Origin of the sequence: Kineococcus deserti (assembly GCF_050871945.1) — a bacterium.
Classification (GTDB): Bacteria; Actinomycetota; Actinomycetes; order Actinomycetales; family Kineococcaceae; genus Kineococcus.
In genome coordinates this window covers 18,873-40,734 of the sequence record NZ_JBJLSI010000036.1, presented here as the reverse complement: position 1 = coordinate 40,734, position 21,862 = coordinate 18,873, and the positions used below count along the sequence as shown (strand labels likewise).

General features: G+C 70.5%; 19 protein-coding genes. 3 read left to right on the top strand and 16 right to left on the bottom strand.

What is annotated here, in order from left to right; genetic code table 11:
• Window positions 1-5: 5 nt before the first annotated feature.
• From ACRYR2_RS21175 to ACRYR2_RS21120, 12 genes are all read right to left on the bottom strand, one after another.
• On the bottom strand, window positions 6-1,181 hold the full coding sequence (locus ACRYR2_RS21175) for a hypothetical protein (RefSeq protein ID WP_432564871.1): 1,176 nt from the start codon (window positions 1,179-1,181) through the stop codon (window positions 6-8).
• Window positions 1,181-1,891, bottom strand: coding sequence for a type 4a pilus biogenesis protein PilO (gene pilO, locus ACRYR2_RS21170; RefSeq protein ID WP_432564870.1), 711 nt, complete (start codon window positions 1,889-1,891; stop codon window positions 1,181-1,183). The genes ACRYR2_RS21175 and pilO overlap by 1 nt, the downstream gene beginning before the upstream one ends.
• Before the next feature lie 28 nt (window positions 1,892-1,919).
• Window positions 1,920-2,558 (bottom strand): hypothetical protein, encoded by a 639-nt coding sequence (locus tag ACRYR2_RS21165; protein WP_432564869.1) that lies wholly within the window; start codon window positions 2,556-2,558, stop codon window positions 1,920-1,922.
• A complete protein-coding gene (gene pilM, locus ACRYR2_RS21160; RefSeq protein ID WP_432564868.1) occupies window positions 2,555-3,601 on the bottom strand; it encodes a type IV pilus assembly protein PilM in 1,047 nt (348 codons plus the stop codon). The genes ACRYR2_RS21165 and pilM overlap by 4 nt, the downstream gene beginning before the upstream one ends.
• 103 nt (window positions 3,602-3,704) lie before the next feature.
• Window positions 3,705-4,499 carry a prepilin peptidase gene (locus ACRYR2_RS21155; protein ID WP_432564867.1) on the bottom strand — a complete coding sequence of 265 codons (795 nt, stop codon included), beginning with the start codon at window positions 4,497-4,499 and terminating at the stop codon, window positions 3,705-3,707.
• A 5-nt stretch (window positions 4,500-4,504) separates the two neighbouring features.
• A complete protein-coding gene (locus ACRYR2_RS21150; protein WP_432564866.1) occupies window positions 4,505-6,325 on the bottom strand; it encodes a hypothetical protein in 1,821 nt (606 codons plus the stop codon).
• Entirely contained in the window at window positions 6,325-7,095 is a 771-nt protein-coding gene (locus ACRYR2_RS21145; protein ID WP_432564865.1) for a PulJ/GspJ family protein, read from the bottom strand. Before ACRYR2_RS21145 ends, ACRYR2_RS21150 begins: the two co-directional genes overlap by 1 nt.
• Window positions 7,095-8,411, bottom strand: a complete 1,317-nt coding sequence (locus ACRYR2_RS21140) for a type IV pilus modification PilV family protein (RefSeq protein WP_432564864.1) — start codon at window positions 8,409-8,411, stop codon at window positions 7,095-7,097. Before ACRYR2_RS21140 ends, ACRYR2_RS21145 begins: the two co-directional genes overlap by 1 nt.
• 109 nt (window positions 8,412-8,520) lie before the next feature.
• Complete coding sequence (locus ACRYR2_RS21135) at window positions 8,521-8,943, bottom strand: type IV pilin protein (protein ID WP_432564863.1); 423 nt, start codon at window positions 8,941-8,943, stop codon at window positions 8,521-8,523.
• A gap of 208 nt (window positions 8,944-9,151) precedes the next feature.
• Window positions 9,152-9,565 (bottom strand): type II secretion system protein, encoded by a 414-nt coding sequence (locus tag ACRYR2_RS21130; RefSeq protein ID WP_432564862.1) that lies wholly within the window; start codon window positions 9,563-9,565, stop codon window positions 9,152-9,154.
• Window positions 9,562-10,827, bottom strand: coding sequence for a type II secretion system F family protein (locus tag ACRYR2_RS21125; protein WP_432564861.1), 1,266 nt, complete (start codon window positions 10,825-10,827; stop codon window positions 9,562-9,564). Before ACRYR2_RS21125 ends, ACRYR2_RS21130 begins: the two co-directional genes overlap by 4 nt.
• A 13-nt stretch (window positions 10,828-10,840) precedes the next feature.
• On the bottom strand, window positions 10,841-12,250 hold the full coding sequence (locus ACRYR2_RS21120; RefSeq protein ID WP_432564860.1) for a type IV pilus twitching motility protein PilT: 1,410 nt from the start codon (window positions 12,248-12,250) through the stop codon (window positions 10,841-10,843).
• A 179-nt stretch (window positions 12,251-12,429) separates the two neighbouring features.
• On the opposite strand from ACRYR2_RS21120, the gene ACRYR2_RS21115 reads away from it, so the two are divergent.
• Window positions 12,430-13,062 (top strand): hypothetical protein, encoded by a 633-nt coding sequence (locus tag ACRYR2_RS21115; RefSeq protein WP_432564859.1) that lies wholly within the window; start codon window positions 12,430-12,432, stop codon window positions 13,060-13,062.
• Window positions 13,063-13,182: 120 nt separating this feature from the next.
• Here the strand turns inward: ACRYR2_RS21115 and ACRYR2_RS21110 are convergent, their stop codons facing one another.
• Genes ACRYR2_RS21110 through alaS form a run of 4 tightly spaced genes read right to left on the bottom strand, consistent with a single transcriptional unit; the run spans window position 13,183 to window position 18,389 of the window.
• The gene (locus ACRYR2_RS21110) at window positions 13,183-14,043 is read right to left on the bottom strand and encodes a shikimate dehydrogenase (RefSeq protein ID WP_432564858.1); all 861 of its coding nucleotides are present in this window, start codon (window positions 14,041-14,043) and stop codon (window positions 13,183-13,185) included.
• Complete coding sequence (gene mltG / locus ACRYR2_RS21105; protein ID WP_432564857.1) at window positions 14,040-15,134, bottom strand: endolytic transglycosylase MltG; 1,095 nt, start codon at window positions 15,132-15,134, stop codon at window positions 14,040-14,042. Before mltG ends, ACRYR2_RS21110 begins: the two co-directional genes overlap by 4 nt.
• 11 nt (window positions 15,135-15,145) lie before the next feature.
• A complete protein-coding gene (gene ruvX, locus ACRYR2_RS21100; protein WP_432564856.1) occupies window positions 15,146-15,700 on the bottom strand; it encodes a Holliday junction resolvase RuvX in 555 nt (184 codons plus the stop codon).
• A 7-nt stretch (window positions 15,701-15,707) separates the two neighbouring features.
• Window positions 15,708-18,389, bottom strand: coding sequence for an alanine--tRNA ligase (alaS, locus tag ACRYR2_RS21095; RefSeq protein WP_432564855.1), 2,682 nt, complete (start codon window positions 18,387-18,389; stop codon window positions 15,708-15,710).
• A 186-nt stretch (window positions 18,390-18,575) separates the two neighbouring features.
• Here alaS and ACRYR2_RS21090 point away from each other — a divergent pair, with 186 nt between their 5' ends.
• Both ACRYR2_RS21090 and ACRYR2_RS21085 read left to right on the top strand, forming a co-directional pair.
• Entirely contained in the window at window positions 18,576-19,376 is an 801-nt protein-coding gene (locus tag ACRYR2_RS21090; RefSeq protein ID WP_432564854.1) for a hypothetical protein, read from the top strand.
• Window positions 19,377-19,509: 133 nt separating this feature from the next.
• Complete coding sequence (locus ACRYR2_RS21085; RefSeq protein WP_432564853.1) at window positions 19,510-21,849, top strand: glycoside hydrolase family 65 protein; 2,340 nt, start codon at window positions 19,510-19,512, stop codon at window positions 21,847-21,849.
• Window positions 21,850-21,862 lie beyond the last annotated feature (13 nt).

The window sequence follows — 21,862 nt, the reverse complement described above, 5'->3', positions numbered from 1 at the left end:
CGGGGTCAGAAGCTGACGCCGGAACCCTCGCCGCCGCCGAGAACGGTGAAGTACTGGCTGGTGCCGTCGCTGAAGACCGCGACGTCATCACGACCGATCGAGTCGAGGCCGAGGTCGACGAAGGTGAGCGGGCTGCCTTCCACGGAGTCCCCCTTCTCCACCCACTGCCCCGGCGCGTTGCCCACCTGGACGAGGACGGTCTCCCCCCGGGTGGCGAGCCAGCGCACCGTTCCGCTCACCTTGCCGAGTGAGGCGTCGGGCAACTGCGTCTTGCTCTGCAGAACCCAGCCGGAGGCCTCCTCGCCCTTGACCAGGCGGGTTTCCTTGCTGGGCACGAGCACCGCCTGGTAGACGAAGTCGTAGGTGATGGTGCAGTCCTTGGTGTCGCTGATCAGCTTGTCCAGGGCGTCACCGACCAGATCGCGCTTGTCGGCCTTGCACTGCTCGATCTCGTCCTCGTCCATCGGACGTTCGGCCTCCTTGCCCTGCGGGCGGTAGACCGTCGAGGTGGAGGGAAGGAGTGAGCCGTCGGCGAGGGTGGCCGACACCGGGTTCAGGCCGTCGGCGGCCAGCAGGAAGGAGCCGATCGAGGTGTCCTTCAGGATTTCGAGGAACTTGACGCTGCCCTTCTGCCACGGAGCCGCCGTCGACCGGGACGGTGTCGGCGTTGAGCCGGTGGAACTCGGGGACGGCGCCGTGCTGGAAGTCCCCGTCGGGGCCGACGTGGTGACCGCGCCGCCGGTGGTCCCGGTGGAGACGGTGGACCCGCCGCTCGTCGAACCGGTTGAACCGGACTTCGTCGTTCCCGTCGCCGTCGTCGTCGACGCGCCCGTCGTGCCCGAGGACGTGCCGTCACCCGCGCTCACGGCACCATCGACGGTGTCCGCGGGCAGGAACGAGTCGTCGAAGATGTCCTTGCCACCGAAGGCGAAGCTGCCCGCGGAACCGGTCGCGGTTCCTGTCGGGACGGATCCCGGCGAGACGCCCGGTGCCACGGCGCTGGCGGCGTCAGCGCTGGGGCTGCTGCTGAGCCACAGGTAGCCGCCGGTGAAGGCACCCAGGACGGTGATGCCGGCGGCACCGGCCACCAGGGCGCGCAGAGCGCGACCGTCCAGCCCGCGGCTCGGCGCCGGGTCGTCGAACCCCGGGGAGAAGTCGCCCTGCGGAATCTGCTCAGACATCAGTTCACCGTCCCGGTGGAGGTCGACGCCGCGCTGGCAGCGGTCGTGGCGGAGGAGGTGGCAGGTGCATCCGCGGGGTCGGCGGTCGCGTCCGCGAGGACGAAGATGTTGCCGGTGATCGTCGTGGCCACCGAGGTGTCCTCACGGACCAGGCTGACGCTGTCGACGAGCAGGTAGCGCTGCATGTCCGCCTGCAGGTTCTTGACGAACAGCTCGGCCCCGGCGAACGAACCTTCCACGGTGACGCTCACCGGGAGGTAGGAGATTCCGCTCGCGACCGCGGAAGTCGCTGCGGTGGTGTCCTCGGCTGTCGGGTCCGTGGCCGTCATGTCGGTCGCGGTCGCCGCGGACGTCGACGAGACGTACTCGGTCAGCGCGCCGGGAGCGATGTCGGTCACGGTGACACCGGCGCCGGTGGCGAACGTCGTGAACTGCCGGATGAGGGCGGGGATCTGGGAACCGTCGGGGAGTTCGGCCTTGATCTCCTCGAAGTGGGCGCGCTGCTCGTCGATCGTCGCGAACTGCGCCTTGAGCCGTTCGGTCTCCGCGGCCAGGGTGGCGTTGCTCTGCTCGACCCCCGCCGCGGTTGTGAGCGTGTCGGCGGCTTGGGCCCGCTTGGGGGCGATGAGCAGGAAGTAGCTGGCCACCACGATCAGCACCGCGAGAACGCCGGTGCCGGCGATCCACAGGGTGTTCTTGGAGCTGGTCATGTCGTCGGCCCTCCTTTCGTCTCGTCGGTCACTGGTTGGCCGTCAGCGCGTCGCTGGAAAGCGTCGCGGTGGCGTTGAAGGTCACGACGCCCTTGTCGTCGCGGGTGGCGTCGCTGACGGTCGCATCGGTCAGACCCTGGACGGTGACGACGTTGTCCATCCACGCCGCCACGGTGTCCATGGCCAGGGTCTGCCCGGTGACGCTCAGGGTCCCGACACCGGACGTCGCCGTTCCGGAGTCCGAGGCGATCGAGGAGCCCGCGGAGGCGAAGGTGACCGTGGAGTACGTCAGGTCCGCCGGCGCCGAGGTCGCGAGCCGGTCGAGGTAGGCGTAGTAGGGCACGTCGGAGGCGGAGACCTGGTTGCGCACGTCCTCGGCGGCCTCGACCTGAGCAAGGATCTGCGGAACTTCCGCGTAGGGCTTCTGCGCCTCCTGCAGCCGGACCGTCTCCTGCTGTGCCGCCGCGAGCTGCGCGTCGGCATCGCTCACGTGCCCGAGCGTGATGGCGTACCCGCCACCGGCCGCAGCCACGACGGCGAGCAGCGCCACTCCCAGGCCGACGCGCAGGTTGCGGTCCTTGCGCGCCTGGTCGAAACCGGTGGGCAGCAGGTTGACCCGGACTACCCGGGTCCGCGACGCCACCGCCTCCAGCGTCTGGAAACTCATGAGATCACTCCGAGGGCGAGGCCGACGGGGACCGCGGCCAGAGGCTGGACGGTGGACAGTTGCTGCTCGTCGAGGCCGGTGCGGCCCAGGTGCAGCCCTTCGATCGGGTTGGCCCACACGACGGGCTTGCGGGTGACCGACTCGAGGCGCTCGCGCACCCCGGCCAGCAGGGAACCGCCGCCGGAGATGACGATCCGCTCGATCGGGAACCCGGCGTTGGAGGCCGCGTAGTAGTCGAGCGAGCTGCGGATGTCGTCCACGAAGACCTCGAGCATGAGGTCGACGGCGCTCTGCACGAGCGACAGATCGTTCGGCGTGAGGTCATCGACCGCACCACGTTTGACGGCTTCGGCCAGCGGCGAGGGCAGTCCGAGGCGTTCGGCGATGGCGTCGGTGACGTCCTGACCGCCCGAGAGCAGGACGCGGACGAACCGCGGCTGGCCGGCGGAGTGGATGACGAGGTTGGAGACCCGCGCGCCGATGTCGACCAGCGCCTCGGTGGCGGCTTCGCCGTGCGGTTTCCCGACGCTGCGCAGGACGGCGAAGGAGGTCAGATCCACCGAGGTGACACGCAGGCCGGCGGCCTCGACCGCGGCGACGTTGTTCACGACCATCTCGCGGGAGGCGGCGACGAGCAGGCCGCGCAGCCGGCGACCGTCTGCGTCCTGAAGTTCCTCGGTCGGGTGGAAGTCGATGACGCACTCGTCGACCGGCATGGGCAGGTAGTCCTGCACCTGCAGCGGCAGCGAGGCCTTGAGCTCGGCCAGCGGCATCCACGGCAGGTCGATCTGCCGGACCACGACGCGCTGGTTGGCGACGCCGAGGGCGACCTTCTTGCCCGCGAATCCGCTACCCTTCCACAGGGCCTTGAGCTGGCTGACGACCGCCTCGCGGTCGACGACCTCGCCGTCGCGGACGGCCCCCTCAGGGAGAGCGACCTGGCCGAACTTCTCCAGGGTCATGCCCCCACGGCCGTAGGAGACCTCGGCGGCGCGGACGCCCGAGGTCCCGATGTCGAGACCGATCGCGCTGCGAGCGGGCACGTCGCCTCCTTCGTCTGGGAGCCCGGCGGGCTCACGTTCTCTGTGGTGATCGGAATGCGGTACCGGGTGCTTGAGACGTTTCCGGTACCCCGGGGAGCCTGGCTCACCCGGTCGGGGCAATGCCCAGGAGGTTCAAGTACCAACCGGCGATCGGCGCCGCCACGACGAGGGAGGCCAGCGCGGCCGCGAGCATGTACGGACCGAAGGGGATCCGGGTGCGACGCCCGGCGCCACGGCCCAGCACGAGCACCAGGCCACCGATCCCCCCGAGCAGGAACGCCCCGAAGGCACCGACGGCCAGCGCGGACCATCCCCACCAGCCGAGGTACATCCCGAGAACTCCGGCGAGCTTCACATCGCCCAGGCCCATGGCTCCCGGTTTGATCAGGACGAGCAGGAAGTACAGCGCGAACAGCGCCACCCCGCCGATCACTGCCCGAAGCAGCGCTGACCAGTCGCCGGCGCCCAGGCTGGCCATGGCCAGCAGCACGAGGGCGACGGGGTACGAGGGCAGGACGATGGGGTCCGGGAGACGCTTGACGTCGATGTCGATGGCGGCCAGCGCCACCGCGATGGCCGTCAGGTAGAGGTAGGCCGGCAACGCCCACGAGGCACCGACGACGAGGGTCACGGTGACGAACAAGGCGGCCGTCAGAAGTTCGATCAGGGGGTAGCGGACGCTGATCGGCAACGCGCACCCCCGGCACCGGCCACGCAAGAGGACCCAGGAGACCAGGGGCACGTTGTCTCGCGGGCTGATGCGCAGTTCGCAGCGCGGGCAGGCGCTCGGCGGGTTGACCACCGACTCGCCCCGGGGGACGCGGTGCACGACCACGTTGAGGAACGAGCCGATGGCCAAGCCCAGCACACCGGACAGGACGGCGAGGATTCCAGTCACCGGCTCTACCGCTGGACGATCGTCGTCGTGTCGATGTCCCACGCGTCGAACTCCGGCTGGATGAACGCCGGCGGCGGGTTGCTGTTCAACCGGTCGTCGTACCGGTAGTCCTTGGAGTACCCCGAGGAGGTGGTCGATCCGCTGCCGGTAGCCACCGGGCCGCGGTAGCGCTGGACGATGACGCCCTTGACCGTCAGCGTCCCCATCTTCGCCCCCTTGCCGTAGTTGAACACCGTGAAGCTGTTGCCGGTCGAGGCGATGGCCGCGTCGATCTCGAGGTTGGCCGGGGAGACGAGGTTGGAGTTTCCGCTCACCGGGTGCCAGACGGCGACGTTGTTGGTCCCGATCAGGCCCAGGACGGAACCGTCAGCGCTCCAGTCGGTGTACAGGACGTTGCCGGTGACGACGACGTCGTGCTGGGCGGCCACGGTGAAGCGGCCCTTGACGTTGCCCTGCACGAACGCGTCCCCGGCGGTGCATCCGCCGTTGTCGTAGACCGTGTCGTCGTTCGCCTTCGTCTGCCAGCTCAGGCAACTGCCGGACTCGGTGGTCTTCTGCACGTAGATGACGCCGTTCTCGGGTCCGTCCACGACCTGCTCGTCCGCCATGTACGTGTTGCCGGTGACGTTGGCGCAGCCCTTGTTCACCGTGGACCCCTTGGTCCTCGGGCTGAGGACCTTCATCTTCCCGCTGGACAGGAACGTGATCTGCGTCGGGCCGGTGTACACGCAGCCCTTGGCCGCGGCGATCTCCTGCTGCTTGTCCGTCGTCTTCGGCATGGCGAGCTTACCGGCGTACTGCGGCTTCTGTCCGGCGTTGCTCGGGTTGCTCGAGCCGTACCAGGCGTTGCTGCCGGACGCGACCTTCCACCCGGTGGTGACGTCCTTCTTGAACAGCACGGGACCGCTGAGGCTCATCGCGTCGTTCGAGTGGACCTTGCCGTCGAAGGTGTCGGTACCGCTGAAGTTGATCGTGAGGCACTGGTAGTCGTCGATGTCCCCGATCGCCGGGGTGGACACCGACGCACCCGGCCAGTACTGGACTCCCGCGGCCGGCAGCGAGCCCCCCTTGATGGTCCGCGGGAAGCTCTTCCGTCCGGGGACGGTGGTGCTGCCGTCCTTGGTGGCGTAGTAATAGCGCTCGCACCCCGCCGTGACCTGCTCGAGCGTGGGCTGCACGACGGTGTAGGTCACGCCCTTGGCCAGCCCGTAGGCGACCCCGGTCTTGTAGTCGGTCACCGAGGACGCGCCGCCCATCTTCACCGAGAACTCACCCTTGAACAGGCGGGTGTTCGCTGGGCTGAACGTCTCGTAGTCCGTGAAGTAGAGGTACTCCAGGAAGCCGTCCCGGGTGAGATCAGCCACGAGCGTGCGCGTCTCGCGCACGGCGCCGGTGTTCGCGTTGCGGATCTGCCCGATGACCTCGAGGCGGATGGAGGTGCTGAACGTCCCGGCCGTCGTGGAGCCGGCCGGCGAGGCCAGGACCCGCTGCGAGTAGACGGCTTGGTCGACGCCCGTGGACCCGGGAACCACTGCCACGTTCGTCTGGCTCGCCGACGTGCGCAGGGCGGTGTTCGCCGTCACGGTGCCGCAGCTCGGCGCGGTGGCGTAGTAATCGGCGCAGTTGTTGACCCGGTAGATGTAGTCCTGCAGACCCGCCTGAGCGGCCGCCGCCGCTCCCTTCGTGTCCTGCGAGACACGGGCGGTCCGGTGCGCCGCGACGGCGTACCCGATGCCGACCAGGACCAGTCCCATGACCAGGACCATCGCGGCCAGCACAGGGAGCATGGTGAAACCCTCGTCGGACCGGCGGACCAGCCTGCGCATCATGAGCTCTTCCCGATCTTGTTCAGCAACTGGACGAGTTGGGCCTTCTCCAGGACGACGGGGTGCGTGCCCGTGCCGGCGTCCACTCGCAGAGTCACGTGGACGCCCCGCAGAGTCGACGAATCGGTCGCGGGACTGGCGACGAGGACGGTGCTCGTCGGAACGCCGCTCAGCGGGTCGTACGCCTCAGTGACGTACCGGAAGACCGGGTTGCTGCTGCTGACCGTCGCGAGGTTCTGCACCAGCACCCGGCAGGTGCGGTTGCCCACCTGGCTCAGGTCCGGCGAGGCCGTCGTCAACCGGCTCGTGTCGCTCGCCGAGCGGGTGCGGGCACGTGTCTGCGAGCACAGCTGGCGGGAGCCGTCCGCGGACGTACCGACCCAGAGCCAGACCTCCTGGACGGGCGGGAGCGCGGTCGCGGACGCCGTCGAGCTGGTCAGGTAGGAGTAGAAGCCGAGCGTGTCGGCCGTGGCGACGACCGGCCCGTTGATCCGGTTCCCGCTGGCGTCCGACAGGGGCGAGAGCTTGAGCGAGGCGACCATGGTCCGCGTCTGCTGCGCGATCGCGTCCTGGGCGGTGGCCATCTGGGACGAGGCCGTGTTCCGCTTCTCGGCGTAGTCGATGGTCCGCACCTGGCGCACCGTGAATCCGGTGACGAGCGCCAGCAGCAGGGCTCCCACGCCCATCGACACAACCATCTCGACGAGGGTCAGGCCGGCGTCCCGCCCACCGACGGCACGGCGGCGCACGGCCGCGACGATTCCCCGCATCACAGCGTCACCAGCAACGCCGGCGACGACGGCGCGGTCGTCGTCACGGTCACCGTGGCCGTCGCCTTGGCGCCGGCCGGCGAGGTGGCCGTGATCGTCCACTCACCCTGCGGGAGACCGACCCGGTTCACAGCACCCGATGCCGTGGTCCCCAGGGCGATCGTCTGCCCCGTGCACGACGGTCCCGAGGCGTGGGTGGCGGTGACGGTCCACACACCGGTGCTCAGGGCAGGGACCACCTTGTACTGCAGCGCGCCGAGGTTCACGGCGACGGTGGGCACGTCCAGAGCGATCCAGCGCGGGACGAAGTCGCTGGTCGTGGCCTTGGTGTCCGCGCAGCTCCCGAGGTAGCCGCTGTAGGCCGTGGGGAACAGACGCCCGACGGTTCCGTCGGTGCCGAGGCACGCCGTGTACAGGGGGTCGACGGTTCCGGCGCAGGTGGTGCGGGTCTGGTACCCACCGACGGTGTCGGCGAAGAACGTGGCCGACTGGTCGGTCCAGGGATTAGTCGGGGCGTTGTAGCCCGAGACGGTCACCAGCTTGAGCTTGGCCGAGGAGGACGGGGCGTAGCGCAGCGCCTCGGGGACGGAGATCTTGCCGGCCTGGACGGTGACGGCGGCCGTCTGCCTCTGCTGGTTGTTCTGCCCGAGGTGCTGGGGCGTGTTCACGACGAGCGAGTAGCCGCCGGCCGGCAGGTCGGACACGACCGCGCAGCCGGTGCGGTCGGTCACGGCACTAGCCGCCAGCGAACCGTTGCTGTCGTAGGCACTGACGGCGATCCCGCCCAGGCCGCCCCAGGTCACCGCACCGCTGCTGCTGAAGCTCGGGACGTTCAACTGCCAGGCGGCGGCGCCGGGGATCTTGGCCGCGTCGGCCTGGTAGATGCGCCGGAACGTCTGGTTGGTGACCCGGTCGTCGCTCGTCATCCCGGGCCACGTCACGTCGACGGTGACGAGCTTGCGGGTCAGCTCGGCACCGTTGGTCGTGCAGGCGCTCTCGGTGTTCGGAACCAGCGCGACAGTCGACTTCACGGTGTAGGCCACGCCCTGGGCGGCCGACGTCCACGGCGTTCCGTCCGCGTCGACGGTGTCGGTGTCGGAGACGACGTCGTCCCAGGCCGCCCCGACGAAGTACTCCTTCTTGGCGTCCGCCAAGTTGGCAGCGGCGTTCTTGTTGTCGGCCTTGGTTGAGGTCTGGAGCGTCTTGACCACGAGGCCGACCACCGCCGACGAGAGAACGGCGAAGATCAGCATCGACACGACGACCTCGATGAGGGAGAAGCCCTCATCGCGACGAAGTCCCTGCTGGTGTTTCAACTGAACTCCCGGTGCGGTGAGCGTCGTGGACGCCGGCGGCTAGAACGGGCAGAGGTGGGTGCTCCCCGTGGAGTGGTCCACGGGGAGCACCCACCTCTGCGGAGCGCTGTCAGGCGCAGGTGGTGGTGCTGGCGTCCTGCTGGCCGCCCTTGGTGCTGTTGTAGACCCAGGCGTGGCTGGCCTTGCCGGTGTCAACCGAGTTGCCGACGATGCAGTAGCCACCGGTCACCTTGGTGACGGTGTAGGTGTTCCCGGAGGTGACCTTGACGGTGTCGCCGATGGTCAACGTGCCGGAGCTGTTGGCGGCCACGTCCAGGTACTCGCCCTTGTCGGTGTAGTAGGTCTCCTGCGCGGTGGCGATCGTCTTCAGGTCCGACTTGATGGACGAGTCGACGGCCTTCTTGCGCTGGTTGAGGAAGACCGGGATCGCGATGGCGGCGAGGATGCCGATGATGATCATGACGACGAGGAGCTCGATCAGGGTGAAGCCCTGGTCCTTCTCCTGCATGGACTTGCGGATGCGAGCGAGCATTCGAGTGCTCCCCTTCGGTGAGATCCGGAGCCGCTCGCGGGGCGCGCACCGGCTGTTCCGGTGTGGCGGCTCTTGACACTTGGTTCATCGGGCCGGAAAGCGGACGGCTTGAGCACCTTCGTCACGGGGTCACCCGGGTGGATCAACGTTCGGTCCCGCCAACGCGAACGGCCCGTGAGCACCGGTGCTCACGGGCCGTTCACTGCCCTCAGAAGGACGCCGGGCAGGCGGTGACGGACGTCGACTGCTGTCCACCCTTGCTGCTGACGTAGATCCAAGGCCGCGGACTGCGCGGGTTGCTGACCAGGACGCAGAAGGCGGTCTCGTCGGCGTTCAGCGTCACCGCAACGCTGTTGCCCGTCGACAGGTGGATTGAGTCGATGACGACGGGATCGGGCGTCGGGGAGACAGCGAGGTACTCCTCGTGGTCGGTGTAGTAGGTTTCCTGCGCCTCGGCGACCGCGCGGAGGTCGGTCTTCAGCCCAGCTTCGACGGCCTTCTCCCGCTGCCGGAAGGCGATGGGGATCGCGATGGCCGCCAGGATTCCGATGATGATCATCACGACGAGCAGCTCCACGAGGGTGAAGCCCTCGTCCCCCGGCCGGCGCCGCAGCGCCGTCATTGGATGAGGTCGAACACGCCGAAGATCGGCATGTACATCGCAACGATCATCGCGCCGATGATGCCGCCGAGGAAGGCGATCATCAGGGGCTCGATGAGGCTGGTCAGCGCCTCGGTGGTCGCCTCGACCTCCTGGTCGTAGAAGTCGGAGATCTTGTGCAGCATCGAGTCGAGCGCACCGGTGTCCTCCCCGACGCTCATCATCTGCACCACCATCGCGGGGAAGACCGAGTGCTCGGCCAGCGGCGCAGCCAGCGACTTGCCGCCGCGCACGCTCTCCATGACGTCCTTCGAGGCGCGCTCGATCACGACGTTGCCCGAGGCGTTGCCGACGATCTCCAGGCTCTGCAGGATCGGCACACCCGAGCGCAGCATGGTGCCGAGGTTGCGCGTGAAGCGGGACAGTGCGATCTTCTGCGCGAGCAGACCGAAGATCGGCAGCTTGAGCTTCAGCGGGTCGACGACGTTGCGCACCCCATCCTTGTTCTTCACCTTGCGCCAGACGATCGGCAGCACGATGGCGAGCACGAGGATGCCAGGCCCGGCGAAGCGCAAGCCGTGGGACAGGGCCACGAGGATCTTGGTGGGCAGGGGCAGCTCGCCACCCATGTCCGAGAACATCGTGGCGAAGATCGGCACGATGAACAGCAGCATGCCGGCAACGGCGAGGATGGCGATGACGAAGACGACGACCGGATAGGTCATCGCCGACTTCACCTTGGCGCGCAGCTTGACCTCGGACTCGAAGTTCTCCGCGAGCTGCACGAGCACCTGGTCGAGGAAACCGCCGACCTCACCCGCGCGGATCATGTTGATCATCAGCGGCGGGAAGACGTCGGTGTGCCGGGTGAGCGCCGTCGACAGCGAGGTGCCGCTTTCGACCTCGGCACGCACCTCCTGCAGCGTGGCCGCGAGCTTCTTGCTCTCGGTCTGCTCGGCCAGGATCGACAGGGCCTTCAGCAGCGACAGACCGGACGACACCATCGTCGCGAACTGGCGGGACATCAACGCGAGGTCCTTCAACTTCACCCGGTTCGACCCGGGGAGGTTGATCTCCATCTGCATGCCCTTGCCGGCCTTGGACTCCGTGATGGAGACCGGGGCCAGGCCCTGGGAGATCAGGCGCTGGGCGACGGCCTGGGTGTCGTTCGCCTCGAGGGTGCCCTTGACGAGGTTGCCGGAGCGGTCCCGCGCCGAGTACTCGAACGTCGACTGCTGTTGGCGCGCAACCGGTTTCGCCGGCACCTTGGTCATCGTGGCCATGGAAGGTCCTTCCTCAGCGCCCGGTCAGGCGACGGAACTCGTCGGCGGCGGAGCACTTCTCCAGGCCGTGTTCGAACGTGATCTGACGGGTGCGCACGAGCTCGGCCAGGTGCTGGTCGAGGGTGTGCATGCCGAACTGGGCGCCGGCCTGCATGGCCGAGCCGATCTGGTGCGTCTTGCCCTCACGGATGAGGTTGCGGATCGCCGGTGTGGCGACCATGACCTCGGTCGCCACGACGCGGCCGCGGCCGTCGGCGCGTTTGCACAGCGTCTGGCAGACGACGCCCTGGATGGCGCCGGCGAGCTGGACGCGGATCTGGGTCTGCTGGTGGGGCGGGAACACGTCGATGACGCGGTCGATCGTCGAGGCGGCGCTCTGGGTGTGCAGGGTGCCGAACACGAGGTGACCGGTCTCCGCGGCGGTCAGGGCGACGGAGATGGTCTCCAGGTCGCGCATCTCGCCGACGAGGATGATGTCGGGGTCCTGGCGAAGGACGTGCTTGAGGGCGTTGGCGAAGCTCTTGGTGTCCTCGCCGACCTCGCGCTGGTTGACGATGCAGCTCTTGTGGCGGTGGAGGAACTCGATGGGGTCCTCGACCGTCATGATGTGGTCCTTGCGGGTGCGGTTGGCGAGGTCGACGATCGAGGCGAGCGTCGTCGACTTGCCCGAACCGGTCGGCCCGGTCACCAGCACGAAACCCCGCTGCAGGCTCGCGAAGGAACCCACGACCGGCGGGACGCCGAGGTCCTCCAGGGGCTTGATCTCGAAGGGGATGCGCCGGAAGGCGGCACCGATCGACTCCCGCTGGCGGTAGACGTTCACGCGGAAGCGCGAATGGCCCGGCACCTGGTAGGCGAAGTCGAGTTCGAGGTTCGCCTCGAAGACCTCGCGCTGCTTCTGCGTGAGGATCGCGTAGATCGCCTCCTGCAGCGCGTTCGAGGTCATCTTCGGGAACTCGTCCATCGCCGTCATCTCGCCGGAGATGCGGCCGGTGGGGTGGGCGCCGGAGGTGAGGTGGACGTCGGACGCGCCGAGTTCCAGCCCGCGGATGAGGACGTCGTTGACGCGCACCGTGGGAGCGCTGTCGGGATCGCCGCCGGAGGTGACGAGGGCGTCGAAGGTGCGCTCCTCATGGTCGGGAGCGAGCTGGGCCACGACCGGCGCGGCGACGGGCACGGGCACGGCCACAGGGGCCGGCGCGACAGGAACGCTGGAGTGCCGCGGCGCCTCCGGGGCCAGCTGCACCGCCTGCGCGACGGCAGGCGCGGGCGTCGACGCCGCGATCTCCGCCTGGTCGCTCTCGAGCTGCTTCAGCAGCGCGCTGATGTTCGGCCGCGCGGAGGGCAGACCGTCCGCGCCGGAGCGCATGTTCATCGGGACGTAGGCCTCCACGGGCTGTCCGCCCTGACCAGCGTTGTCCATCTCGCTCCCCACCCAGCACGACCCACGGCACGTCGCAGCGACCGGCCCACTGCCGACGCTCTCCTGTGCACATCGGCCGCGCCCACGGGCCCCTTGAGACGGACGATCAAGACCTTGGACCGTTCGGGTGGTCACCCCCCGGCCGGACCTCGCCCGGGCACGGGGGGCACAGTGTCCGGGTGACCGACCCCGCCACCGCCCCGAACACCCCGCAGAACACCCAGGGCCGCTGGCTCGGCTGGGTCGCCGCCGTGGTCGGCATCGGCGCGGTCGGTGTCCTGGTCTACATCGCCACCCTGCTCGTCGGCTCGGCCCGTGACAGCCGCGCGGTGGAGGAGGCGGCGCGCAACCTGCCCGACGTCGGCACCTACCAGCTCACCGGCGACGAGCTGACGCAGCGCCCGGACGAGCAGTGGGAGATCACCGCGACCACGGCCGAGGTCGGCGAGCAGGAGGTCCGGGTGAACCTGACCTGGACCAACACCTCCGAGCAGACGCTGGAGTGGGCCTGTCCCGGGCCGGTGGAGCTGGAGCGCTGGCAGAGCGCCTCGGTGGAGGTCTCGGGTGCGGGCGCGGCGGGCAGCAGCTCGCACTGCACCCGCGACGACCCCGACGCCCAGCAGGTCGCCCCGGGTGCCTCGGTGCAGGACTGGCAGGCGTTCCCGCGCGGTGGGGCGTGGGGTGCGGGGGCCACGCGGCTGACGGCCCTGGAGGCGCAGGACGGCGAGGACAGCAGCGACCTGGGCAACGTGGACACCGAACCCGACGTCACCTTCGTCGTCGACCTCGGGTCGGCGACGAGGGCGAGCTGACCGGACCGGGCGATCCGTCGGTGCGCCGACGGGTGTCCCGGAACGGTCCTCCGGGCGACCACCTCGGCACACCCACGGCTCACTCCACGTGGTGACACCGATGGGTGTCCCGGGGCGCAGTCAGGCCCGCGCCCGCTCCGCCAGTGCCGCCAGCCCCGCGGCCCGCATGGCCTCCACCGGCCCGGTGCGCCCGGTCATCAGCTCCACCTGCGCCACGGCCTGGTGCAGCAGCATCTCGAACCCGTTGACGATCGGCCCGCCCCAGCGCTGGGCCAGCGGTGTGGGCCAGGGCGCGTAGACGACGTCGAGCAGCAGCGGCCACCAGGTGGGCCGGAACGCTCCCAGCACGGCGTCGGTCATGGCCTCGGACCCGCCGATCGGCACGGTGGAGATGACGACGTCGGCGGTCAGGGCGACGGGTAGTTCGGACCAGTCGCGGATCTCCACCTCACCGCCGAGCCGGGCCGCCACCCCCGCCAGCTCCGTGGCCCGGTCCGGCGAGCGCACCACGGCGACGGGCCGGGCGCAGCCGGCCTGCAGCAGCGCCACGACGGCCGAGCGGGCGGTCGCTCCCCCGCCCAGCACGACGCCGCGGGAGATGCGGGAGGCGCCGGCCTCGGCCAGCGCCGTCACGAGGCCGATGACGTCGGTGTTCTCGGCGCGCAGGCGCACCCCGCGCCGGCCGGGGGTGTTCCTGCGGTCCAGCCGCGGCGTGACGACGACGGTGTTCACCGATCCGACGGCGCGGGCGAAGTCGCTGACCTCGTCCACCAGCGGCACGATCGCCTGCTTCAGCGGCATCGTCAGGCTGAGCCCTGCCCACTGCGAGTCCAGCGCGGAGACGACGGCGGGCAACCGCTCCTCGTCGACCTCGAGCAGGTCGTAGCTCCAGCCGTCCAGCCCGAGCGCCTCGTACGCGGCGCGGTGCAGCGCCGGCGACAGGGAGTGCTGGATGGGGTACCCGCAGACGGCTGCTCTCACTGCTGCTCCGGGTGGTCCCTCAGGTACTGCTGGAACAGCTTGACGTTGGCGTCGTGCTCGGCGCCGGTGGTGGCGAAGCGGGTCTCCCCCGTCGCCAGGTCCACGGTGACGAAGAACAGCCACGTCCCCTCAGCGGGCTGCAGCGCGGCCCGCAGCGCGTCCTCACCGGGGTTGCTGATCGGCCCGGCCGGCAGGCCCGGGTGCAGGTAGGTGTTGTACCCGTTGTCGGCGGCCCGCTGCTCGGGCGTGGTGGTGACGCTGTTGGTCGAGCCGACGCCGTAGCTGACGGTCGAGTCCAGCTGCAGGTTCATCCCGTCGGCCAGCCGGTTGTCCAGGACGCGGACCACCTTGGTCATGTCCTCGGCCGAGCGGGCCTCCTTCTGCGCGATGCTCGCCTTGATGACGACGTCGCGCACCTGCTCCGGCGTCACGCCCAGCTGCCCGAGGACGGTGTTCGTCTGCGTCACCATGGCGGTGAGCAGCTCGACGGCGGTCTCGTCGGGGTCGACGTCGTAGGTGGCGGGGAACAGGAAGCCCTCGGGGTTGCCGTTCGCGGCGGCGGGCAGGCCCAGCGCGGCCGGGTTCGCCAGCGCGGCGTTGAGGTCGTCGGCGGAGATGCCGGTCTGCTTCTCGACCAGGGCCACCACCTGCGCGGCCGTCAGCCCTTCGGGCACCGTCAGCTTCGTGGTGACCTTGGCGGCGGGGTCGAGCATGAGGGCGACGGCCGCGGCCCCCGACATGTGCTCCTTGAGCCGGTAGGTGCCCGGCTGGATGCCGGCCATGTCGGGCTGGGCGTTGGCGGCGGAGACGAAGGCGCTCTGGGTCTTGACGACGCCGGCGTCGACGAGGGTGCGGGCGATGGCCCGGCCGCTGTCGCCGGCGGAGACCTTCACGTCGACCGTGCCGGTCCCCTGTCCCTCCCAGTCGTCGCTCTCGGTGATCCGGGCCACGACGGGCCCGAGGGTTCCCCAGGCGGCCCAGGTCCCGCCGCCGAGGACGGCCAGCGCCACGACGATCGCCACCAGGGCGCGGCGCTGCTTGATCCGGCGGCGGCGCCGGGAGTCCTTCGAGCGTGTGTCGGGAAGATCCATCAGGTCCATCATCAGCCCCTGCCCTCCGTGGCGTCGGGACGTGCCTGTCCACCCGCTGCCGCCTGGCGCTCACCCTGCCCGCGGTGACGGGCTTTGCGACGCCCCTTCGGTTGCTCCATCACCCGTCCGGGTGCGTGACCTGCACGCTCGGCGTCCAGCGCCGACTGCAGCAGCACCACGGCGGCGGCCTGGTCGACGACCGAGCGGAACTGCTTCTCCTTCTTGCCCGCGGCGTGCAGTGCCCGGTGCGCGTCGACGGTGCTCAGGCGTTCGTCGACGAGCCGGACGGGCACGCCCGGCACGGATTGCACGATCTTGGCCGCGTAGTCGAGCGCACGCAAGGCCGCCGGGCCCTCGGATCCGTCCAGCGACAGGGGCAGACCCACGACGATCTCGACGGCGGAGCGCCCGCGGGCCTCGTCGGCGATCTCGGCGACGTCGGCGTCGTGGTCGAGATCGCGGACGAGCGTCCGCACGGGTGAGGCGATCACGCCGTCAGGGTCGCACGCGGCCAGCCCCACCCGGACGCTGCCGACGTCGACGGCGAGTCGGACCCCAGGTCTCACCGGAAGATCACACCGAACCGGTGACGCGGCCACCGACGAAGTCCTCGATGCCCTGCAGCGCCGCACCGACCTTCGTCGCGTCCTGACCGCCGCCCTGGGCCAGGTCGTCCTTGCCGCCGCCGCCACCGCCGAGGGTCTGCGCGGCGGTGCGCACGAGCTCGCCGGCCTTGACGCCCCAGCGGCGCGCCTCGGCGTTGGTGGCCACCACGACGACAGGCCGGTCCTTGGCGACACCGGAGATCGCGACCACGGTGGGCCGCTCCTCCCCCAGGCGGGAGCGCACGTCCAGGACGAGGGTGCGCACGTCGTCGGCGCTGGCGGCGCCGGCGTCGTGGGTGACGACCAGGACGCCGAACTTGTCGACGGGGTTGGCCGCGATCGTCGGGGCCAGCGCCAGGACCTGCCCGGCGCGCAGCTTGGCGATCTCCTTCTCCGCGTCGCGCAGCCGCGTCATGAGCGAGCCGATGCGGTCGGGCAGCTCCTCCGGACGCGCCTTGACGACGTCGGTGAGCTGGTTGACCAGCAGGTGCTCGCGGGTCAGGAAGTCGAACGCGTCGGCGCCGACGAGGGCCTCGATGCGGCGTGCCCCGGAGCCGATGGAGCTCTCGGACAGGATCGAGACGAGCCCGACCTGCTGGGAGGTCAGGGTGTGCGTGCCACCGCACAGCTCCTTGGACCAGTTCTCCCCGATCGAGACGACCCGCACGCGGTCGCCGTACTTCTCGCCGAACAGCGCCATCGCGCCGGAGTTCAGCGCCGACTCGCGGTCCATGATCGCGGCGGAGACCTGCAGGTCGTCGGCGATGCGCTCGTTGACGACGGCCTCGATGTCGCGCACGACGGAGGCGCCGACCTGGGTCGTGGAGGAGTAGTCGAAGCGCAACCGGCCCGGCGCGTTCTCCGACCCGGCCTGGGTGGCGGTGTCACCGAGGTGCTCGCGCACGACCTGGTGGACCAGGTGGGTCGCGGTGTGCGCGCGGCTGACCGAGCGGCGACGGCCCGCGTCGACGACGGCGTGCACGGCGTCGCCCGCGACGAGCTCACCGCTGGTGACGGTGCCCTTGTGCACGTACAGACCGCGCACGGGCTGCTGCACGTCGGTGACGGTGACGACCGCGCCGGAGCTGGTGGTGAGGGTGCCGTGGTCGGCGAGCTGGCCACCGCCCTCGGCGTAGAACGGCGTGCGGTCCAGGACGACCTCGACGTCGGTGCCGGCGGGCGCCGACGGCGTGGAGACCCCGCCCTGCAGCACGACCGAGACGCGCGCCTCGCCCGAGGCGACCTCGTAGCCGGTGAAGACGACGGGAGCGGACAGCGACTCCAGCGTCGAGCGGTAGATCGCCAGGTCCACCCCGCCGGTCTTCTTCGCCTTCGCGTCGGCCTTGGCCCGGCCCACCTGCTCGGCCATCAGCGTGCGGAACCCGGCCTCGTCGACGGTGACGCCGGCCTCGGCCGCCATCTCCAGGGTCAGGTCGATCGGGAAGCCGTAGGTGTCGTGCAGCGCGAACGCCCGCTCCCCCGACAGGGTCGTCGCGCCGGCGGACTTCGCCTGCGCCACAGCGGTCTCGAAGATCGTGGTGCCGGAGACGAGGGTGCGCCGGAAGGCGTCCTCCTCGGCGTAGGCCACGCGCGAGATGCGCTCGAAGTCGGTGCGCAGGTTCGGGTAGGAGGCGCTCATGACCTCCATGGAGGCCGGCAGCAGGATCGGCAGCGCCTCGTCCTCGTACCCCAGCAGCCGCATCGCGCGGACCGCACGGCGGATGAGGCGGCGCAGGACGTAGCCCGCCCCCTCGTTGCCCGGGGTGACGCCGTCGCCGATGAGCATCAGGGCGCTGCGGACGTGGTCGGCCACGACGCGCAGGCGCACGTCGTCGTCGTGGTTCGCGCCGTACTCCTTCTCGGCCGCGAGCGCCGCGTAGTCCAGGACGGGCCGGACCTCGTCGATCTCGTACATGTTGTCGACGCCCTGCTTGAGGAACGCCACGCGCTCCAGGCCCATGCCGGTGTCGATGTTCTTCGCGGGCAGCTCGCCCTCGACGTCGAAGTCGGTCTTCGAGCGCACCGCGGAGAGCTGGTACTGCATGAAGACGAGGTTCCAGATCTCGATGTAGCGGTCCTCGTCGGCCTCCGGGCCACCCTCGGCGCCGTACTCGGGGCCGCGGTCGAAGTAGATCTCCGAGCACGGGCCGCCGGGGCCGGGCTGGCCGGTGTTCCAGTAGTTGTCGGCCTTGCCGCGGCGCTGGATGCGCTCGGCGGGCATGCCGATCTCCTGCCACAGCTGGTACGCCTCGTCGTCGTCGAGGTAGACGGTGGTCCACAGCCGGTTCGGGTCGAAGCCGAGGCCGCCGGCGTCCTCCGGCGTCGTCAGCAGCTCCCAGGCGAAGGCGATGGCCTCGCGCTTGAAGTAGTCGCCGAAGGAGAAGTTGCCGTTCATCTGGAAGAACGTGCCGTGCCGGGTGGTCTTGCCGACCTCCTCGATGTCGAGGGTCCGCAGGCACTTCTGCACGCTGGTGGCCCGCTTGTACGGCGAGGGCACCTGGGCGGTCAGGTAGGGGATGAAGGGGACCATCCCGGCGACGGTGAACATGAGGCTGGGGTCGGTCGAGATCAGCGAGGCGCTGGGGACGACCGTGTGTCCCTTGCGCTCGAAGAAGTCGAGCCACCGGCGACGGATCTCTGCCGTCTGCATCGGGAATGCCTCCTGCTGTGGTGTTGCCAGGGATGTACAGCCCTCGACCCTACCCGCCCGCCGCGACGCGGTGGTGTGGAGCACTTCGACACGATCCGAGCCACAGGTCGTGACGAACCGCTCCACACGAGCTCGTCGTCCACAGCCCTCGAACGGGCAAGGCTCTTCCGGGGCAGGGTGCGCCTCGTGGCACGCCCCGGACCGGTACCCGACGCCCTCGTGAACACCGCCCTGACCCGGCCGCAGATCCTCGGGATCGGCGTCTCGGGCGGGCAGTTGCGCAGCAGCGCGTACCGGTCCCCGCACCGCGGGATCCACGTGGCCGCGGCACTGCCCCGCACCCCGCGCCAGCGGGTCCTGGAAGCCTCGCTGCTGCTGCCGGTCGGCGGTGCGGTCGGACGGTGGGCGGCGGCACACCTGCACGGCGCGGCCTCCCGCGCCCGGACCGGCGCGGACCTGGCCCGGCTCCACCCTCAGCCGCACGAGAGGGTGGTCGCCCTCGACGCCCTCTGGGCCGAGGGCGTGGCGACTCCAGCCCAGGTGTGCGCCCACCTCGACACCCGACCTCGGCTCCGCGGAGCGCGTGAGGTGCGCGAGGCGGCGTCCAGAGCGCGGCCGGGTGTCCGCTCCCGCCAGGAGACCCGGTTGCGCTGGCTGTGGGTCGAAGAGGCGGGCCTTCCCGATCCGCTCGTCGACGAGCGGGTCGTCGACCTCGACGGTCACCACCTCGGAACGCCGGACCTCCTGGACGGAGAGGCCGCCGTCGTCGCCGAGTTCGATGGGCGCGACCACCTGGAGCAGGAGACGACGACCGTCGACAACGTCCGGCAGGAGGGTCTGGAACGACACCGGTTGACCGTGTGCCGCTTCACGGGCCTCGACCTGCGGCCCCGCTTCGTGCGCCGCACGGTGTTCCGCCTCCAGCAGGCACGCACGCGCGGTCTCGAGGACAGGCACCTCCCCCGGACCTGGCGCGTTGAACGCTGAGCGTGGAGCGGTTCGTCACGGTCCACACGCCCGATCGTGTCCAACCGCTCCACACACGCTGGACGTGCGGGAGGCCGCGGCGCCTGCTCGGATGACCTCACCAGCCGCCCCGACACCCGTGGAGGACCACCCGATGCCGCACGACCCGTCCAGCGACGCGACCAGCGACCTCGCCGAGCCGCACGCCTGGGCGGTGCGCGAGGGCTCGCTGGACCTGTCGCGCCTGGAGCAGGCCGAGTCGCTGTTCGCGCTGTCCAACGGCCGCACGGGCGTGCGCGGTTGCCTCGACGAGGGCGTGCCCGCCGGGGCGCCGGGCAGCTACCTGTCGGGGGCGTACGAGATCTGGCCGCTGTCCTACCCCGAGTACAGCTACGGCTACCCGAAGGTGCAGGAGCGGCTCGTCGAGGTGCCCGACGCGACCCGGATCGAGTTGTTCGTGGCCGGCGAGCGCTTCGACGTGCGCACCGGCGAGCTGACCGACCACCAGCGCGTCTTGGACCTGCGCAGCGGCACGCTGCAGCGGCACGTGCGCTGGACCTCCCCCGCCGGTCACTCCGTGGTCGTCGACTCCGAGCGGCTGGTGCCGCTGGACCGGCCGGGCCTGTTCGCCGTCGACTACACCGTGCGCAACGACGGTTCGGACGACAAGGGGGCCGTCGACGTCGAGGTGCGCTCGGCCCTGGTGGCCAGCGAGCAGCTGCACGAGACGCGCACCACGGCCCGCCACCGCGGCGGGGTGCTGCGCCAGCGCACCGACGGCAGCGCGCTGGCGGTCTCGGTGCACGCCGCGCACGACGTCGTCGGCCCGGCCGAGACCGAGGTCCGCACGTCCGCGAGCGCCGACCGGGTCGTGACGACCTCGTCGGTGCGGCTGGGCCCGGGCGATGTGCTGCGGGTCACGAAGGTCGTCGCCCTGGGCTGGGCGCCGCAGGTGGAACGTGACGACCTCGACGGCGCGCTGGACGGGTTGCTCACCGACGGGGTGCGCGAGGGCTGGGACCGGCTGCGCGAGCAGCAGCGGGCGGTCCTGGACGAGTTCTGGACGCACGCCGACGTGCACGTCGACGGCGACGAGGACCTGCAGCAGGCGGTCCGGTTCGCGCTGTTCCACGTCTTCCAGGCCGCCGCCCAGGGCACCGACCGCGGGATCCCGGCCAAGGGGCTGACGGGGACCGGCTACGACGGTCACACGTTCTGGGACACCGAGGTCTTCGTCATGCCGATGCTCAACCACGTCTGGCCCGAGGCCGCGGCCGACGCGCTGCGCTGGCGGCACCGGATGCTGCCGGCGGCCCGGGACCGGGCGCGCGAGCTGGGGCTGGCCGGGGCGACGTTCCCGTGGCGGACCATCACGGGCCGGGAGAGTTCGGGGTACTGGCCGGCGGGCACGGCCGCGGTGCACCTCAACGCCGACATCGCCGACGCCGCGGTGCGGTACCTGCAGTGCACCGGCGACGACGACCTGGCCCGCGAGGCGATCGTCGACCTGGTCGTGGAGACCGCGCGGTCGTGGGTGGTGCTGGGCCGGGAGGACTCCCAGGGCCGGTTCCACGTCGACGGGGTCACCGGCCCGGACGAGTACAGCGCGCTGGTGGACGACAACGCGTACACGAACCTCATGGCGCAGGCGAACCTGCGCGCGGCGATCGACCTGGCCGGGCGGTTCCCCGAGCAGGCGCAGGCTCTGGGCGTCACCGACGACGAGCTGGCCGACTTCGCACGGCTGGCCGACGCCGTCCACGTCCCGCGCGATCCCGAGACCGGGGTGCACGCCCAGGACGAGGGCTCCACGCAGCGCAAGACGTGGGACTTCGAGGGCACGGCGGACGACCAGTACCCGCTGGCCGACCACTTCCCGTACTTCAGCCTGTACCGGCGGCAGGTGGTCAAGCAGGCCGACCTGGTGCTGGCGATGTACCTGCGGCCCGAGGCGTTCACGCTGGAGGAGAAGCGGAACGCGTTCGAGTACTACGAGCCCCTCACGGTCCGGGACTCCTCCTTGTCCGCGGCCGTGCAGGCCGTCCTGGCGGCCGAGGTGGGTCACCTGTCGCTGGCCGCCGACTACGCCCACGAGGCGGCGTTCGTGGACCTGCACGACCTGCGCGGCAAGACGGCCGACGGGCTGCACATCGCCTCCCTGGCGGGGGCGTGGCTGGCGCTGGTGGCCGGCTACGGCGGGATGCGCGACGCCGACGGGCAGCTCTGCTTCACCCCCCGGTTGCCGGAGGGGTTGCGGGGTCTGCGGTTCCGCACCCGGCACCGCGGGTCGTGCCTGGAGGTCTCGGTCACGCAGGACGAGGCGCACTACGCCGTCGTGGAGGGCGGCCCGGTCCAGACCCACCACCACGGGCAGGAGTTCACCGTCGACCGGGACAACCCGGTCGTGCTCGCGATCCCGCCGCTGGAGGAGGAGACGCGCAACCGGCCGCAGCCGGAGCAGCCCCGCGGGCGGGGGCCCCGCCGGCGGGAGTAGTCAGCGGCGGGCA

Excerpts from the sequence above, each read along its gene's own strand:
- alaS (WP_432564855.1), bottom strand. The coding sequence starts at position 18,389 with ATGCAGACGGCAGAGATCCGTCGCCGGTGGCTCGACTTCTTCGAGCGC.
- ACRYR2_RS21125 (WP_432564861.1), bottom strand. The coding sequence starts at position 10,827 with ATGGCCACGATGACCAAGGTGCCGGCGAAACCGGTTGCGCGCCAACAG.
- ACRYR2_RS21130 (WP_432564862.1), bottom strand. The coding sequence starts at position 9,565 with ATGACGGCGCTGCGGCGCCGGCCGGGGGACGAGGGCTTCACCCTCGTG.
- ACRYR2_RS21085 (WP_432564853.1), top strand. The coding sequence starts at position 19,510 with ATGCCGCACGACCCGTCCAGCGACGCGACCAGCGACCTCGCCGAGCCG.
- ACRYR2_RS21145 (WP_432564865.1), bottom strand. The coding sequence starts at position 7,095 with ATGCGGGGAATCGTCGCGGCCGTGCGCCGCCGTGCCGTCGGTGGGCGG.
- pilO (WP_432564870.1), bottom strand. The coding sequence starts at position 1,891 with ATGACCAGCTCCAAGAACACCCTGTGGATCGCCGGCACCGGCGTTCTC.
- ACRYR2_RS21165 (WP_432564869.1), bottom strand. The coding sequence starts at position 2,558 with ATGAGTTTCCAGACGCTGGAGGCGGTGGCGTCGCGGACCCGGGTAGTC.
- ACRYR2_RS21150 (WP_432564866.1), bottom strand. The coding sequence starts at position 6,325 with ATGCGCAGGCTGGTCCGCCGGTCCGACGAGGGTTTCACCATGCTCCCT.
- mltG (WP_432564857.1), bottom strand. The coding sequence starts at position 15,134 with ATGGATCTTCCCGACACACGCTCGAAGGACTCCCGGCGCCGCCGCCGG.
- ACRYR2_RS21120 (WP_432564860.1), bottom strand. The coding sequence starts at position 12,250 with ATGGACAACGCTGGTCAGGGCGGACAGCCCGTGGAGGCCTACGTCCCG.
- ACRYR2_RS21135 (WP_432564863.1), bottom strand. The coding sequence starts at position 8,943 with ATGCTCGCTCGCATCCGCAAGTCCATGCAGGAGAAGGACCAGGGCTTC.
- ACRYR2_RS21175 (WP_432564871.1), bottom strand. The coding sequence starts at position 1,181 with ATGTCTGAGCAGATTCCGCAGGGCGACTTCTCCCCGGGGTTCGACGAC.